Origin of the sequence: Enterococcus sp. DIV0840, from assembly GCF_050527835.1 — a bacterium.
GTDB lineage: Bacteria > Bacillota > Bacilli > Lactobacillales > Enterococcaceae > Enterococcus_L > Enterococcus_L ureasiticus.
Genome location: NZ_CP172876.1, coordinates 3,252,755 through 3,267,843, shown reverse-complemented (window position 1 = coordinate 3,267,843; position 15,089 = coordinate 3,252,755). Strand labels below are relative to the sequence as shown.

The 15,089-nt window shown below is 34.9% G+C and carries 20 protein-coding genes; 17 read left to right on the top strand and 3 right to left on the bottom strand.

Translation table 11 applies throughout. The annotated features are described in order from the left end of the window. Positions 1-306: 306 nt before the first annotated feature. Positions 307-939, top strand: coding sequence for a TMEM175 family protein (locus IGL98_RS15660; RefSeq protein WP_206845964.1), 633 nt, complete (start codon positions 307-309; stop codon positions 937-939). Positions 940-1,004: 65 nt separating this feature from the next. Here IGL98_RS15660 and IGL98_RS15655 read toward each other — a convergent pair whose 3' ends face one another. Then, entirely contained in the window at positions 1,005-1,346 is a 342-nt protein-coding gene (locus IGL98_RS15655; protein ID WP_206845961.1) for a PepSY domain-containing protein, read from the bottom strand. A 240-nt stretch (positions 1,347-1,586) separates the two neighbouring features. Here IGL98_RS15655 and pepA point away from each other — a divergent pair, with 240 nt between their 5' ends. From pepA to ytpR, 4 genes are all read left to right on the top strand, one after another. Beyond that, positions 1,587-2,663, top strand: coding sequence for a glutamyl aminopeptidase (gene pepA / locus IGL98_RS15650; protein WP_206845958.1), 1,077 nt, complete (start codon positions 1,587-1,589; stop codon positions 2,661-2,663). 10 nt (positions 2,664-2,673) lie between these two features. After that, on the top strand, positions 2,674-2,988 hold the full coding sequence (locus tag IGL98_RS15645; protein WP_206845955.1) for a thioredoxin family protein: 315 nt from the start codon (positions 2,674-2,676) through the stop codon (positions 2,986-2,988). 64 nt (positions 2,989-3,052) lie between these two features. Then, entirely contained in the window at positions 3,053-3,511 is a 459-nt protein-coding gene (locus IGL98_RS15640; RefSeq protein WP_206845953.1) for a universal stress protein, read from the top strand. Positions 3,512-3,711: 200 nt separating this feature from the next. Continuing rightward, positions 3,712-4,329 (top strand): YtpR family tRNA-binding protein, encoded by a 618-nt coding sequence (gene ytpR / locus IGL98_RS15635; RefSeq protein ID WP_206845950.1) that lies wholly within the window; start codon positions 3,712-3,714, stop codon positions 4,327-4,329. A gap of 57 nt (positions 4,330-4,386) precedes the next feature. Here the strand turns inward: ytpR and IGL98_RS15630 are convergent, their stop codons facing one another. Both IGL98_RS15630 and IGL98_RS15625 read right to left on the bottom strand, forming a co-directional pair. Then, positions 4,387-4,671 carry a hypothetical protein gene (locus IGL98_RS15630; protein WP_206845948.1) on the bottom strand — a complete coding sequence of 95 codons (285 nt, stop codon included), beginning with the start codon at positions 4,669-4,671 and terminating at the stop codon, positions 4,387-4,389. A 160-nt stretch (positions 4,672-4,831) separates the two neighbouring features. Further along, positions 4,832-6,151 (bottom strand): S1C family serine protease, encoded by a 1,320-nt coding sequence (locus IGL98_RS15625; RefSeq protein ID WP_206845946.1) that lies wholly within the window; start codon positions 6,149-6,151, stop codon positions 4,832-4,834. 423 nt (positions 6,152-6,574) lie between these two features. Between IGL98_RS15625 and rlmH the strand changes: the two genes are divergently transcribed. The 12 genes from rlmH to IGL98_RS15565 all read left to right on the top strand — a co-directional run bounded on the left by rlmH (position 6,575) and on the right by IGL98_RS15565 (position 13,671). After that, positions 6,575-7,054 carry a 23S rRNA (pseudouridine(1915)-N(3))-methyltransferase RlmH gene (gene rlmH / locus IGL98_RS15620; protein WP_206846074.1) on the top strand — a complete coding sequence of 160 codons (480 nt, stop codon included), beginning with the start codon at positions 6,575-6,577 and terminating at the stop codon, positions 7,052-7,054. Positions 7,055-7,160: 106 nt separating this feature from the next. After that, positions 7,161-7,448: a TIGR04197 family type VII secretion effector gene (locus tag IGL98_RS15615; protein WP_206912941.1), complete on the top strand. Its 288-nt coding sequence runs from the start codon at positions 7,161-7,163 to the stop codon at positions 7,446-7,448. Beyond that, on the top strand, positions 7,448-7,834 hold the full coding sequence (locus tag IGL98_RS15610) for a DUF3958 family protein (protein WP_206912939.1): 387 nt from the start codon (positions 7,448-7,450) through the stop codon (positions 7,832-7,834). The genes IGL98_RS15615 and IGL98_RS15610 overlap by 1 nt, the downstream gene beginning before the upstream one ends. Further along, on the top strand, positions 7,824-9,119 hold the full coding sequence (locus tag IGL98_RS15605) for a polymorphic toxin type 44 domain-containing protein (RefSeq protein ID WP_206912937.1): 1,296 nt from the start codon (positions 7,824-7,826) through the stop codon (positions 9,117-9,119). The genes IGL98_RS15610 and IGL98_RS15605 overlap by 11 nt, the downstream gene beginning before the upstream one ends. Next, positions 9,119-9,637, top strand: coding sequence for a hypothetical protein (locus tag IGL98_RS15600; RefSeq protein ID WP_069640247.1), 519 nt, complete (start codon positions 9,119-9,121; stop codon positions 9,635-9,637). The genes IGL98_RS15605 and IGL98_RS15600 overlap by 1 nt, the downstream gene beginning before the upstream one ends. 281 nt (positions 9,638-9,918) lie before the next feature. Beyond that, the gene (locus IGL98_RS15595; RefSeq protein WP_206912935.1) at positions 9,919-10,239 is read left to right on the top strand and encodes a DUF960 family protein; all 321 of its coding nucleotides are present in this window, start codon (positions 9,919-9,921) and stop codon (positions 10,237-10,239) included. Positions 10,240-10,286: 47 nt separating this feature from the next. After that, complete coding sequence (locus tag IGL98_RS15590) at positions 10,287-10,757, top strand: JAB domain-containing protein (protein ID WP_206912933.1); 471 nt, start codon at positions 10,287-10,289, stop codon at positions 10,755-10,757. Positions 10,758-10,816: 59 nt separating this feature from the next. Continuing rightward, positions 10,817-11,128, top strand: coding sequence for a 4'-phosphopantetheinyl transferase (locus IGL98_RS15585; RefSeq protein WP_206845931.1), 312 nt, complete (start codon positions 10,817-10,819; stop codon positions 11,126-11,128). A 452-nt stretch (positions 11,129-11,580) separates the two neighbouring features. Next, positions 11,581-11,853, top strand: coding sequence for a PTS sugar transporter subunit IIA (locus IGL98_RS15580; protein ID WP_206912931.1), 273 nt, complete (start codon positions 11,581-11,583; stop codon positions 11,851-11,853). Beyond that, entirely contained in the window at positions 11,792-12,781 is a 990-nt protein-coding gene (locus tag IGL98_RS15575) for a hypothetical protein (RefSeq protein WP_206912928.1), read from the top strand. The genes IGL98_RS15580 and IGL98_RS15575 overlap by 62 nt, the downstream gene beginning before the upstream one ends. Positions 12,782-12,898: 117 nt before the next feature. Then, complete coding sequence (locus IGL98_RS15570; protein WP_242590288.1) at positions 12,899-13,138, top strand: hypothetical protein; 240 nt, start codon at positions 12,899-12,901, stop codon at positions 13,136-13,138. Next, on the top strand, positions 13,138-13,671 hold the full coding sequence (locus tag IGL98_RS15565) for a hypothetical protein (protein ID WP_242590287.1): 534 nt from the start codon (positions 13,138-13,140) through the stop codon (positions 13,669-13,671). Before IGL98_RS15570 ends, IGL98_RS15565 begins: the two co-directional genes overlap by 1 nt. The last annotated feature ends 1,418 nt before the right edge of the window (positions 13,672-15,089 follow it).

Here is a 15,089-nt window from a genome sequence, read left to right as displayed (position 1 = left end):
GTGAGATAAAAAGGAGGGGCTATATATTCTGACATTTTTGTTAGGATGTATAGCCTTTTTTTATTTTATGAAAATCTGACAGGTACCTACATATTATTGTTGACATTTAACGCAGGTACCTTTATAATTCTTTTTTGTAAGGTACCTGTATTAAAGCCGAATAATGTATAAAAAATATAGTAGGAGATGATTTTTATGTTAGCTTGTTTATTTTTGATCTATGAATTTTGTAAAGAATATCAAATGAGACATACCCACAAAGAAGCGTTTTGACTAAAGTAGAAAACTTAAAAGGAAGTGAATAAAATGACATTAGTGGATGGAAAATTAAGAATAGAATTATTTAGCGATGCTGTTATTGCTATCGTGATTACAATTGCAGCTTTAGAGATCCCAATTCCTCATAACGGCGTCTCTAACCAATTTATCGAAAGTTTGATTACATTTGCAATCAGTTTTTTTATAGTAGCAGGCTATTGGAACGACCATCGGAAACTGTTTGAACAAGTAGGGAAAATCAATGAGCGGTTTGTCCTAAGAAATACGTGTTTTCTCTTTTCACTGGTTTTGATTCCAGTATTTACGAAATGGTCGATGGAAGCCGTAGATAAACAAGTACCGATGTTAGCGTATGGTGTATTGTTGATGTTCATCAACGCAACATTCAGCGGATTATTCTTGGCGGGTATCCCTTTAGCAAAAGAGCAGACAGAAGATGTGGATCACTTTAAACAGCTCTATAAAAATCGCGATCATGTCTATTATGTCGCTATACTTTTAGCGATGGGGATCGGTTATTTTATTCCGCAGCTAGCGTTGCTGTTATTTATCGGTTTACCAATCATTAGTTACTTTTTAAAAACGAATTTTGAAGAAAAATTTGAGGAGCAGCATCGGTTAGAACATCGAAGAAATAATAGACAGAAGAGGAAATCATAAATCTCTGCAAAAAAGAACGGTTGAAATCACATGTTTGTCCTGTGGCTTCAACCGTTCTTTTTATTTTAATCTTTGATTCGTTTTACATCGATCACAGTTCCTGTAAAAGCGTCCGCAGTAAACTCATACTGAACCATAACGCCATCTTCTAAACGTGAAATTCCACCGTTATAAGTCTTTGAATGTACCGCAAATTTCCGTAATGGTTTTTTCTCAAACTCGATCCAAGATCCTTCGATCGGTCCTTCTTTTAAAAAGGCTTCTTTCACGTTTTCTAAAACCAAATCAGCGTCCAACGTACGTTTTTTCTGATACCATAAAGTTGAAGCGATCCCGCTTAAGATGCCCAGACTCACGCCAAGCGCTAGGCCGCCTTTAAAATAGCTTAATTCATTTTCTTCATTCATGGGGAATAACCTCCGAGTATTTTCAAATGTTTGCCAAAATTCTTCAGCTTTAACTCTATTCTAACACATTGAATGAAAATATCGAAAAACAAAAAACGTGGGCAATTGAAAAAATTTGCGTTATAATGAATGTGAAATCATATGAAAGGAGTATCTGCCGTTTTTGTTTGAAAAGAGTGTTATTTTTTAACAAAAAAGAATGGTTGATCCTAAGCAGGATCGCTGGCAGATAATACAACGATGGAAGAAAAAACATTTCAACGCATCAAAGAACTAACAGAATTACAAGGGACAAGCGGATTTGAAGATGATATTCGTGCGTATATGAAAAAAAATATGGCACCATTAGTAGACGAGATTCAATATGATGGTTTAGGTGGGATTTTTGGACTTAAAAGAGCCAAAGAACAAGATGCACCGCGTGTTATGGTAGCTGCTCACATGGATGAAGTTGGTTTCATGCTGACACAAATCAAAGATAATGGATTGTTCCAAGTGGTTCCTTTAGGCGGCTGGAATCCATATGTGGTATCAGCACAACGCTTCACGTTAAAAACAAGTAAAGGCAATTATCCATGTATCTCTTCTTCCGTTCCTCCACACTTATTACGTGGAACAGGCGGTCAAAAGCAATTAGAAGTGACAGATGTATTATTCGATGCTGGTTTTGAATCAAAAGAAGAAGCCGAAAGCTATGGCGTTCGCCCAGGTGATTCGATCGTCCCACAAACTGAAACAATCAAGACAGCTAATGGTAAAAATATCATCAGTAAATCATGGGATAACCGTTATGGTTGTACATTAGTGTTAGAAGCATTAGAAGCATTGCAAAATGAACAATTAGGCCACACGCTGATCGCGGGTGCTAACGTTCAAGAAGAAGTCGGTTTACGTGGTTCTAAACCTTCTGTTCATAAATTTAATCCAGATTTATTCTTTGCAGTTGATTGCTCAGCCGCAGATGATATCCAAACGAAAAAAGGAACATATGGACATCTTGGTGAAGGGACATTGTTGCGTATTTATGATCCAGGTATGATCACATTGCCTCGTGTACGTGAATATTTATTAGATACAGCCTCAACACATAACATTCCGTACCAATACTTTGTGTCAAAAGGTGGAACCGATGCAGGTGCAGCACATACAACAAATAATGGCGTACCAAGTACTGTGATCGGTGTTTGTGGACGTTATATCCATACACATCAAACAATGTTCAATATCAAAGACTTTGAAGCAGCCCGTGAAATGTTGATCCAAGTCTTAAAAGGGTTAGATAAAACAACTGTTAATACGATCATTTACGGAAAGTAGAGGATAGCTTATGATTATTCCAACATCTTATGAAGAGTTGGCAGGTTACGTTTCAAAAGGAAAAAGTGTTTTCTTTTTCACGGCAGATTGGTGTGGTGATTGCCGTTTTATTAAACCAGTGATGCCTGAAATCGAAGCAACATTCCCAGAGTTTCGTTTTATTGAAGTGGATCGAGATAAGTTTATGGATCTTGCTTCTGAATGGACTATTTTCGGTATTCCAAGTTTTGTTGTGACGGATCAAGGGAAAGAATTAGGTCGTTTGGTCAACAAGGACCGCAAAACCAAAGAAGAAATCACAACATTTTTAAAAAGCATCAGTTGAGGTTTTAATCGACATTAGCTAGCCGATTCAAGAGAGCAAATAAAACAATCGGGAGATGAGTACTGTGTTAACACAAACCTATAAAAACATTTTAGTTGGTGTAGATGGCAGTGATCAAGGAAATTTAGCCTATCAACAAGCAATTGAAGTTGCTAAAAGAAATAATGGCCGTGTGATTGTCGCTCATGTGATAGAAAATAAAGTCTATATGATGATGGAATATTCCTCTTTGAATGATGGGTTATTAGATCAAGAGACAGAGAGTGCTAAAGAAATATTGGAAGACTGTAAAGTGTATGCCAAAAGTGCTGATTTTACTCAAGTAGAAACCGTGATAACGTATGGTGTGGCAAAAGAAGTGATGTGTAAAGAGTTGCCAGAAAAATATGATGTTGATTTGATCCTGGTTGGTCAATCAGGATTAAATGCGGTAGAGCGTTTAATGATGGGCAGTGTTAGTAGTTATATCATTCGTCATGCACCTTGTGATGTTTTGATCGTCCATCCAGAAACAAAAAAGTAAATAAATAGCACGTGTAAAATAGGTGAAGCAAGGCGTAACCGTTTTGTTTCACTTATTTTTTCTGGTGCAAGTGCTAAAAAATAGATGAAATTCCATGCAGTGACCCTATTTTTTTGTTAAGATGAGACAGGTGATAGAGGAACTGTATGCTTTTAAAAAGCCAGTATAATAGAAAAAAGATAAAAATGGAGTGGGAAAAAATGATTTTTGCTTATAATAAGGAACATGTCGGTGATGTCTTGATGGTCATCACAGCAGATGATAAAGGTCAAGAAAATCGTGTAGAACGTAAAGGAAATGTGGCGCGAGTAAGTGTAGTGGAAGAGGGTCAAGTTGTAGCTTGGAATATTTTTGAGGCATCAACTATTTTAGGAGACATTAAAGGGAATGGCCAAGTAGAGTTGACCGAAGAGCAATTAACGAAAGTGAATGAAGAACTTGCTAAAGTAGGTTTTTCCGAAACCTTGGTTAAAGAGAGTGAACCAAAAATCGTCATCGGTTTTGTAAAATCTTGTAAAAAACATCCTGATTCAGATCATTTATCGATCACGCAAACAGAAGTGGATAATGGCGAAGTATTACAAATCGTTTGTGGTGCGCCAAATATCAAAGCTGGACAAAAAGTCGTTGTAGCAAAACCAGGAGCAATGATGCCGGATGGTCTGATGATTTGGCCAGGTGTTTTACGTGGGGTAGAAAGTTTTGGCATGATTTGTTCGGCAGGAGAATTACGTTTGCCTGATGCACCAGCGAAAAAAGGTATTTTAGAATTACCTTTTGATGCTGGTGTGGGTGAAGCATTTCCTGTTGGAAAATAAGATTTAAAGCCAGCAACCAAACTGATTCTTAGTTTGGTTGCTGGCTTATTTGTATTATTAATCACCGTTATATTCAGCAAAACTGGGGCCATCTGAACGGACTTTATTCTGTTCTTCTTCTTCTAACGCCGTAAATAAAGTACTGTCATTTAAAAAAGAATTCCAGTCAGCATACATCATTGCATTTAAAGAATCTACAGAACTGTGCCCTAGAACATCGGTATTTAACCCGTCATCTGTAATGAAATTTCCATTTTCATCGTGCTTTGCTTTTTTCAGTTCTTCTAAATCATGTTTCTTGCCAAATAATTTATCCCATTCTTCACGCAATTTATGAGCCATAGTGAAATCCTTCTTTCTAATTTTTTATTTGTCTTTATTCTACAGTATTAATTGATTTATTGCTTATATGAAGGTGTGTCATTAGAGTAAAAAACTAGGTTGTACTCTCCTCATCTAATTGAAAGGTAAGTAAACAACCTAGTTCTTTGATTCACTGAAATTATGGATTTTGTGAATTGTTTGAGTTAGATGAGTTTTGTTTAAGTGCGGATTGATCGATCGTTAAATCAACATCTACACTTTGCTCTTTCCCATCACGATAGAAGGTAACCTTCATTTTATCGCCGACTTTTTTCTTGTAAAGAGCACTTTGTAAATCTGTTACAGAGCTGATATCTTCCCCATCAATTTTAGTGATGACATCATATTTTTCAAGTCCTGCTTTATCAGCTGGAGTGGCAGTTTGAACAGTACGAACGAGCACACCCATTTGAACTGACTCAGGAAGCTTCAAGATTTCTTTTCGTTGTTGTGTGGAAACATTTGTTAATTCTTCCATTGAAATTCCTAAAGCTGGACGAGTCACTTTACCATCTTTTTCTAGTTGATTGATGATATTGACTACATCGTTACTTGGAATCGCAAAGCCCATTCCTTCAACATTTACTTGGCTTTGAGCTTGAACGATTTTAACAGAGTTGATCCCGATTACTTGACCTTCGATGTTGACTAAAGGGCCACCAGAGTTACCTGGGTTGATCGCAGCATCAGTTTGGATCGCATTGATATTGATCGCTTGCCCATTGTTTTCATTTTGGATATTTCTGTTTAATGAAGAAATGATCCCTTGTGTTACTGAGTTAGCATAAGCTGAACCTAATGGAGAACCGATTGCTAATGCTGGTTCGCCGATTTTTAGTTTATCAGAGTTCCCAAATTCGGCAATTGAATCTACTTTATCAGAAGAAATTTTGATTACAGCAAGGTCAGTATAAGAATCAGTACCGACTAATTCTCCTTGAACTTTTGTGCCGTCGTGTAAAATAACTTCCAACCCTTTTGCTTGGTCTACTACGTGATTATTGGTCACGACATAGGCTGTTTTACCATCTTTTTTATAAATTACCCCACTACCTTCACTTGCAGCTTGTAAATCACTGCCGTCAGATTTTGAGCTGTCCTCTTCGCTGCCATCATTTCCACCAAAAATACTACCAAAACCTCCGTCATCAGCATTTTGAGTAGGGCTTTGTAGATTAATGACTGAAACAACAGAATCTTTCACTTTATCAACCGCTTTAGTAACGTCACTGGTTACGTCTAAATTAACATTTGTTACTTTCGTATCGCCTTTGTTATCTTTGACTGAGTTTGTGGTCGTTGGTGAATTAGATGAAGACGGGCTTTGACCCATGATGGCATAAGCACCACCAAAAACAAGCGCACCTCCAAGTAATCCTCCTGCTAAACCAATTCCAAATTTTTTAAATAACCCATTTTGCTTTTTATCTGAATCAGGTGTAACGTCTTTCTTTTGCATACAAGCAACCTCCTAATTAATTATCATTATTTATTATATTTAGTATAGTCTTTCAAGACACCTTTAGTCTACCCAAGAGCTTTGAATTTTTTATGAACAAGTTGGGGAGAAAAACAGATACAAATAATGAAAAAAACATTTCAAGAAATACTTATGCACAATAAAGTGTGAAAAACTTTTGAAAAATAGAGGAAAACCCCTGTGAAAAAGTTATCCACAAAATGTGGATAATGTGGATAAATAAATGGGAATATGTGTTTGTATCTCAAAATACTGTGAAATAAAGGATAATCCGACATGGTTCTGTGGATAAGTCTGTGCATATGTGTATAACTTTGTGGGAAAGTATGTGGAAGAGTCAAAACATTCATGATAAAATTGTTAATAAGTGAAAGAAACAAAATAGGAAGAGACGTGAAATCGATGAAAATAAAAATCATTACTGTGGGGAAGTTGAAAGAGAAATATTTAGTTCAAGGTATCAATGAGTATTTAAAACGTCTGCAAAGCTATGCGAAAGTCGAAATTATTGAAGTAGCGGATGAAAAAGCGCCGGAAAATTTAAGTGAAGCAGAGATGCTTCAGGTTAAAGGTAAAGAAGGCGAGCGGATTTTAGCTAAAATCGGGGATCAGGATTACGTTTTTGTGTTGGCAATCAATGGGAAGCAGTTTAGTAGTGAAGAGTTTTCAAAAGAAATTGAGCAGTTGGGTATTAATGGGAAGAGTCAGTTGGCATTTGTGATTGGCGGATCACTTGGATTGAGTGATGAGGTGTTGAAGAGAAGTCAGCAGCAGATGTCGTTTGGGAAGTTGACTTATCCACATCAGTTGATGCGGTTGGTTTTGCTGGAGCAGATTTATCGCGGGTTTCGGATTATGCGGGGGGAACCGTATCATAAATAGGGATATTTTTTTGCTTATTAACAAAAAGTATAGAAAATAGATATGCTCTTTGGTAAAATTAAATAGACACAAAGTTAATGACTTGTTAGAAAAAGGAGAGTACAGCATGTCGATTAATAGTAATTCTAGTATTGCCAGTGGGGTTTCAGCCTCATTTAGTCAATCAGCTAGTGCATTAAATAGAATATCCGTTTCTGTCAGCTCTGGACAAATCAACGTGGCTGGTAATAGCACTGCAATTGAAAGTTTTTCAACCTTTCAATCTAGTCTAAAAAGTGTCTATAACAGCATTGTAAAAGCAGGGGACAATATAAATTCTGTTGCGAAAGAATTTGAGCGCATTGACCAAAAAATTGCGCAGTTACCTACTCTTTCAATTGGAGGGATAAGGTAATGACGTTAACTTCGCAACAACGTTTTGACGATCAAAACTACCAGTTTCGAAATCAACTGGAAGAACTTCAAGAAGCACAACGAGACAATAAGAAAAACCAACAGTTTATTGAACAACTGCAAGAACGGTTCTATGCGTTACAACAACAAGAACAACGAATCTATCAGGAATCTCTAAATGAAGTAGAATCAGAAGAGAGAGCTTTTTTCGAGGAACGACAAGATGATAGTTTTCACTTATCACGACAAGCATTACAAGAATTTGAAGAGGAACAAGAACAGCTAGCGCAAGACCGTAAAACCTTGTTAGAAAAAGAAGACTCGGTCCGTTCAGCACATCGAAACTTCTTAAAAACAGAAGAGAAGGAGATGTCGAATGGGACTTAAATTTATTGTGTCAGAAGCACAAGCTAGAAGTTCACAAGCAACACAAGTTAGTAGCCAAGCACAACAAGCTGTGTCTTCCTTACAACAAAGCATCCAACTGTTCTTATCTGCGCCTTTATCCAGTAAAGCCTATGATTCGGCTAAAAATTATTTTATGGTGGCGTATACGCCTATTGGGCAGTCCATTATCATGACTGCGGAAGCTTTTACCAATGCGCATAAGAAATTTGTAAGTGAATATCAAGCTACTGTAGGTGGAGAAGATATAGATGAGGACAAAATTCAAGCAGAGATTGATCAATATCAAGAGTTATTACACACGATTGACGACTTGATTCGGGATGCGAAAAGACCTCGACCAGACTTAGAAAGACGTTCTATGAACGCTTATGAGGCCATGCAAAAGAGAAAAGAAAAACTGGAGAAATTACGGACATACAGCGCTCAGTCAACAAGCTTTTTTAGTGAATATAATTCTTCTCAACAAGAATTGAACACAGCGATTAATCAAGTAAAGGATTGTAAAGCGTGGAATGCCTCTACAGGGACATTTGACCTCAAGAAATTGGATATGAGCTGGGCGAAACCAATCAATGAACGTTGGAAACGAAGTCCAATTTATCTAGATAAACAAATTGAAGCTATTCTAAATAGTTCTGATTCAGATGCTGTTAAAACAGCAAAAATAGTTAAAGCATATGAAGATTATTTGTTTAACATGAATAAGGGTGCTTTTGACGAATATAACAATGCTAGGAAAAAATATGGTGATGATTGGTTTCTTGAAAATGAAAGTATAAATCGAATTAAAGAGAAGCTTGAACGAGAACTATCAAATTATCTTAGACAATCGGAAATTGATATCAAATCTATAGTTAGGGACATGGGAGATGATATATTAAAAGCAAATGGTACAAAAGATGGTATGTCACCGTTAGATTATCTCTATTTTGCAAGTATTGTTGATACTGGTGCTCCTTTGGATTTAAAAACAAGAGCATACAATGAAGATTATGATTTTTCTATATGGTCACGAAACTGGACAGGTGATATGTCAGGAGATTATCTAGGTAATTATCTTTTTGGCTATTTTGGTCAAGGCTTTTTAATGTTTGATGATGCTGTACTGAAATTAAGTGCAGGTGCCGCACAAGCTTGGTCTGATAAAGATATAGCTAAATGGTTAGAAAACATGAAAAAAGGTAATTTTGGGGACAATCCAAACGATGCACAATACATTGAAGATGGGATAAAAGATTATAAAAACCGAAAGGGGAGTAATTAATGTACCCCTATAGAAAGAGGCTATATACATACTTACTCATAGTATTTGCGATAGTAGCTTTACTTTTTAGTTTTTTAGTTTTTATAAACTACACCAAAATATTCGCAGGATTGGGCTATAAAACACTCAATCCAGGACAAGAGATAGTGCTAAAAGTTGAACCGAAAGTAAAGCAAGTGGATTACGATTCCGTACTTAGAATTGAGAATAAAGATGGCATTAAGTTAAAGTTTAGTACAGAATACGATAAAGAACTCTGGCATGATTTAACAACAGATATATTTTATGATACAGTAACAAAACAAAAAACAGAATTTGTTACTGTTGACGGTGAGGTTGTTGAAAAAAAAGCTCCCATAAACAAAAACGATGGTGTAAGTTTCGACAATAATCACTTTGTAATTGAGTTTAAAGGGGAAAAAACGTTTGATGTCACTAACAATAAGAATTACACTATAAAAATAGAAAATGTATCAAACTATTCTGGAAAAGTATATGTATCTGTAGAAAACACTTAGCTAGTTATTTAACCTGTCGATTTAGATAACTAAAGCATTTTACCAATTTTACGATTGGTGAGCTAGATTTGTGAAATTAAAATAGTCTAGATAAAGATGGATTATAGATGCGTGTTTTCTTATCATAACAGCAGTTGATACTTTCTAGGGCCGATTTACTTATTAATATGATGAGGTTATACTAGCGTATTCATCTCAAAAACAATTATATATTATATCTATGAAGATCAATCATCGTAAGTGGTGATTGGTCTATTTTTGTGTTTTAAGGAGGGAATAAAATGTTTGATAACAAAGAAAATCGTTACATCACGATGGGAGTGAACGAACAAGTACCAAAAGAAATCCAATTATATTGCTGGAAATTAATCGACAAAAAAAGAAGTGAAGCAGAAACAGAATTAGACTACTTGCAAATCTTTGAGTTCAATCCAGATAACCAACGCCAAGCAATTGAAGTGATTCATCGACAAGAAGAACCATTTTTCATTGATCATCATATCTATACCATAAAGGGAAAGATGCTTGATTTTCAAATTGAAAAATTATGGGTGATAGATGATAGTAGTCATCAAACCATGTTATTACCAGAAGACTATTAATTGGCATTTTTCTAAGAACCAACTACAACAATCATAAAGGAGAAAACATGAAAACAAATCAACCAAGAAAACGTGTAGCTATTGTCAGCCTTGAACTGGTGAAAGAAGCCTCAACTTTTTGCGCCGCTAGAACTTGTACTAACCCTCAAGCTGTCTATGAATTATTCGCCCCGTTTATTGAAACAAAAGATCGAGAACATTTGGTGGTCGCTGGTTTAAACATAAAAAATGAACCAACAGCTATTCAAGTTGTTCATATAGGAACCATCAATCAGTCATTAGCTTTTCTTAGAGATATCTTAAAGATGGCGCTGTTGTCAAATAGCGTGTCTATTTGTGTCGGGCACAATCATCCTTCAGGTAGTGTGACCGCTTCATTAGCGGATATTGAATTTACTGCGAAGTTAGAAAAAGCCTGTCGATTGCTTCAAATCAATTTACAAGATCATCTGATAATTGGTAGTGGAAGGAAATATCTGTCTATGAAAGCAGAAGGCCATATAACCGATAGTAAGTAATGAAGCCTCATGTGGGAAGCACATAAGGTTATTTGTATACCTTAGAAAGGATGTAAGCGATGTTAAATGAAGCAATAACGATTTTACAAAAACAAACGCATCTTGTAACAGTACACGAGGAATGGAGCTATGAATCTGTCACATTGGAGCGAGAAGAACTAGATGAGGCTACCCTTCCAGAAGGAGCCAAAAAACAATTACCCAAACTAGTAATGACCCATTTATATTTATATGTAGATGATCAAGACAATGAATATGTTGTGTATTTTCTTACTGACGTTACGAGCCAAACCACGTTTATCAAAGGTTTGTTAAAGAATAATACACGACTCTATTCCAAACTTTTACCAATGAAGGATGAAGCTGAATGACAAAAGAGAAATTTTTAGAATTGGTTTGTCACTGTATGATGCAAATAGTAGAGGCAATAAGAGAGGGGCGAGAGTAAATGGGTTTATGGATTCGTTTAGCGTGTGTAGTCATTATTAGGAGTTAGTGGTTCAGAAAAAGTAGAAAATATAGAAAAAGTTACATTGATTGAACATTTATTAATCATTATTAATTTTAGGGGACCGATAGCATAGTTTTTAATTATGATCGAATATCATCATATTATAAATTGGAAAACGTGAAGGAATCCTATGTAGTATATAGGAGTTACTTCACGTTCTATTTTGCCTATTCAACTAAACTAAGGTGCTACGATAATAACAAATGGAACTACTACAGCCAATAATAAAATAGACATACTAATCTCTCCTATCTTAAATTCTGTTACTACCTTAGTTCAAGAAATTCATGAGTATTTGAAGGAGGTCAATATATGATAACAACGAATAAAGTCCATAAAGAAAACATACTGATAGGATTAGAAGCAAAAAATAAGACAGAAGTGATTGAAGAAATGGCGGCAATACTTTATCAAAACGGCTATATCTCTGATCTTGCTACATTTATCAACGACGTATTTATTCGGGAGGAACATATGACGACAGGTATTGGAAAAGGTCTAGCTATTCCTCACGGTAAAAGTGATGCAGTTGTTCACTCAACAGTTGGATGCCCAAGCAGATATTCCAACATTTGTAAAAAGTAAATTAGATCCAGCTATTCATTTTCTTAAAGATCATGGGGCGAATGAAGATATCTTGATTCCATCGGGGATTGATCAAAAAAATATCGTTCGGTCATTTGATCGAGTGATTGAACAAATCAATAAAGTAAGTGAATACGAAAATATGCTTAGTGATTATCCAGCATATGTAAATGTGTTAAAGGGGAAAAAGGGGCTGCCTGAATATAAAGGAGAACTAAGAGAGCCGGTTTATTCAAGAGTTCATCGATCAATTGGGTCTGTTCGAAGTCAAATGAAGGTGGAAAATTTTAAGTTAGAGCAAATAATTTTAAGACGAATTGAACCATTGATGATTATCGTTAAAAAAAATAAGATTACCATCAGCCAAGGATTGCTACAAAGACTATGGAAAAAAGTGCTTGAGAATCAGGCCCATGACAGTATTGGTGGTTGCGTATCTGATAATGTTGCAGAAGATATTTTTCATCGAATCAAAGAAGCCAAAGAGATAGTAGCCGGTTTGGAAAATTTTATTGCTAAACGAATTGCAGACTCACTTGGGTTGACACAGAACCAAGTCTTGGTATTTAATACGGACCCAACACCCTATACTGGTGAAAAAAAGGTTCATATTGTATCTAGAACAAAAAATATTTATTTTAAAGAAAGTGAACAGGCTGTTGTTGTGAAGGAAGTCTTTTATCCAGAGCGCAAAAATATAATGAAATTGGTAGCAACGGGCTATGACTATTTTGATGAACCGTCATACTATGAATTGGATATACGAGTGAATGTTGACCTACCGGCTTTTGGCTATAAAATCATAGAATTTTCTGAATCTAATCAGCCATTAGAACAAGCAAGCATAAGCAAACTCAAATTAGCAACAGTTGCTATACTCTTTCGTTTGAAAGTCAGGAATTACTCTTGGAAACAAGTGAATGGATAAAAATAGCAGATTTTTTAACCTTTGTCGATGAAGCTAATGATGGGGATACCTATGACTATTCTCCTTTAGTTGGAGAAAGGGAACAACAATTATCATTCACTTTCTCATCGATTAAGAATGAAGATTCAAGTAGATGATTCAAAAGAAATGTCCATTGCACAAGTACAAAATGGTTTTTCTTGCAATCATCCAGATGATATACCAGCTAATTGGGAAGAAAGCTATGTAGAAAAACCTGTGAATCTAGAAATATTTGATAAAAGTGTTACTGTTGAAAATAATTTTGGACATGTCACTATTTTTGCAGATGGGGTGAAGGAGTATGAACGAATCAACGATAAATACTCATTACTTTGATGGCAACGACAGGTGAGCTAGGGAAACTCAAATTAGCTTGGCGGCCAGGGAGAGCATCAGGTGATACAACAAATGAAGGGCACATCATGATGCCAACACCACTGGCACAAGAGCTTGGAGAAAACGAATGGACATTTGCATTTAAGATATCTACTGGTACTTTTGATGAAATGAAGACGGCTAAGTATGCGTATGAACGATTGACACCGTCCATTTCTTATCAAAAACAGGCGTTAAATGTATTTATTAATCGTTTGGACAATAAGATTTGGCCTTTAGAAGAGAAGATTGACTTAGAAAAAGAGTTTTCTATGTTAGGCTTACCAAGAGAGCTACTAGTCTCTGCTATTTATCCATCTTATCGTAAAAAGGATGCTTTTGTTGTCAGGTTGGCTAATCTGACAAAGAAAAGTGTTACGATTGATAAAAAAATCTTGACCGATGTGAAAATCGTCAATGCATTAGAAGAAGAAATTGTTTATACAGAAGAAATCCAACCATATGACTATATCACGCTTCAAATGACTCTTTAATAAATGGAGCGACTGGACAAAGGAGAATTAGGTTTCTAATTCAAACGATCCGCAAAAACAAAGACTGAAAATCGGGAAAAAGATTTTCAGTCTTTGTTTTTTTAAAATTTTGATATAAAACCAAAGCACAATCTTGTTTTTCTTTAATCGATGGTCGAAATAACGATAGAACCGTTGAATCTATTTAGCTTCAAGGACGGTTTGATTTCAAAAGAAAGTCCAACTATGTATAAGAAACAGCTTTCTTGCAAATGAAATATATCGAAAAGTATGTGATTTGTTTTAAAATTTGGGATATACAAATTAATAATAGGATTAACATGAACGTTGAAAGATAAATAGGAACGAATCATACCCTGATACTGATTTTATTACTCTTGTCATATATTAAGAGAAATTAAAGAAGCGTTTATAAGAAGACTTTTAGTGCTCTTATATCTTAGCTAAATACAATATTTTTTCAAATTTTTGTTAAAATAAACGATTGTTTGATCAAATGAAATTTTTATTGATAAAAAAATGAGAATTTTTTAGAGTAAAGTGGTTTATTTCAGCGAAAAACTAATCATAATCTTATTTAAAAATATTTTCTAAGAAAGATAATTTACCTGAAAAAATTTTCATGACGTATTTACTTATTGAATAATATAGAATATACATTATTGAAATGCCGGTTTGACAATGTTTTTTTGTGATTTAGAACAATGAGCGAAGTTATACATCAAATGAAATAGTATCTAGATAAGTGAATTTTTTCAATAAAAACAAAAAAACTTTTTATTTTTGAAAAATTACGACTTTCTTTGGATATTTAAAAACGGAAAACACTTTTTTTATATAGATTTTGTTTAATTTTTATACTATCCTTAGAAAACAGCAAGAGCGCTATTGAATAAATAAGCTGATAGATACTAATTGTTCTCTTATTTCTTAGATGACACTTTTCTTATAAAAGTTTAATTAAAGATTGAAAGAAAATGATAAAAAAGAAATAGTTGTATTTTTTGATTTAATGTATGTTGAATAAAAAAAGCAATTATTTGATTACTGTACATATAGAAAAAGATGTTAATCATTTGTTCACAGTTTATCTATTTAAAGAGCTTTGCTGAAAGAATAGTTTTCTGTTTCTACTATTAGATAGTAAAAATAGACCTTATCAAAATGGATAAGGTGATCAAGTTGTATCAATTAGACTGATATCGCTTGTCAAAAAATCAAAAGTCCCCATGCCTATTCTTGACTTTAGTGTTGATTTAAGACACGAGTCAAAGGAGGTGATGTTAAAAGTAGTACTGAGAGTACTTATAGTGGAAATATAAAATAAGGAGGCTGTGGAGTGTTGCGGGATTAATTTTTATAATGACTCTTGCATTAGGCGTAACATTAAGTCGCACAGCGCCGATCCAAGCTTAACT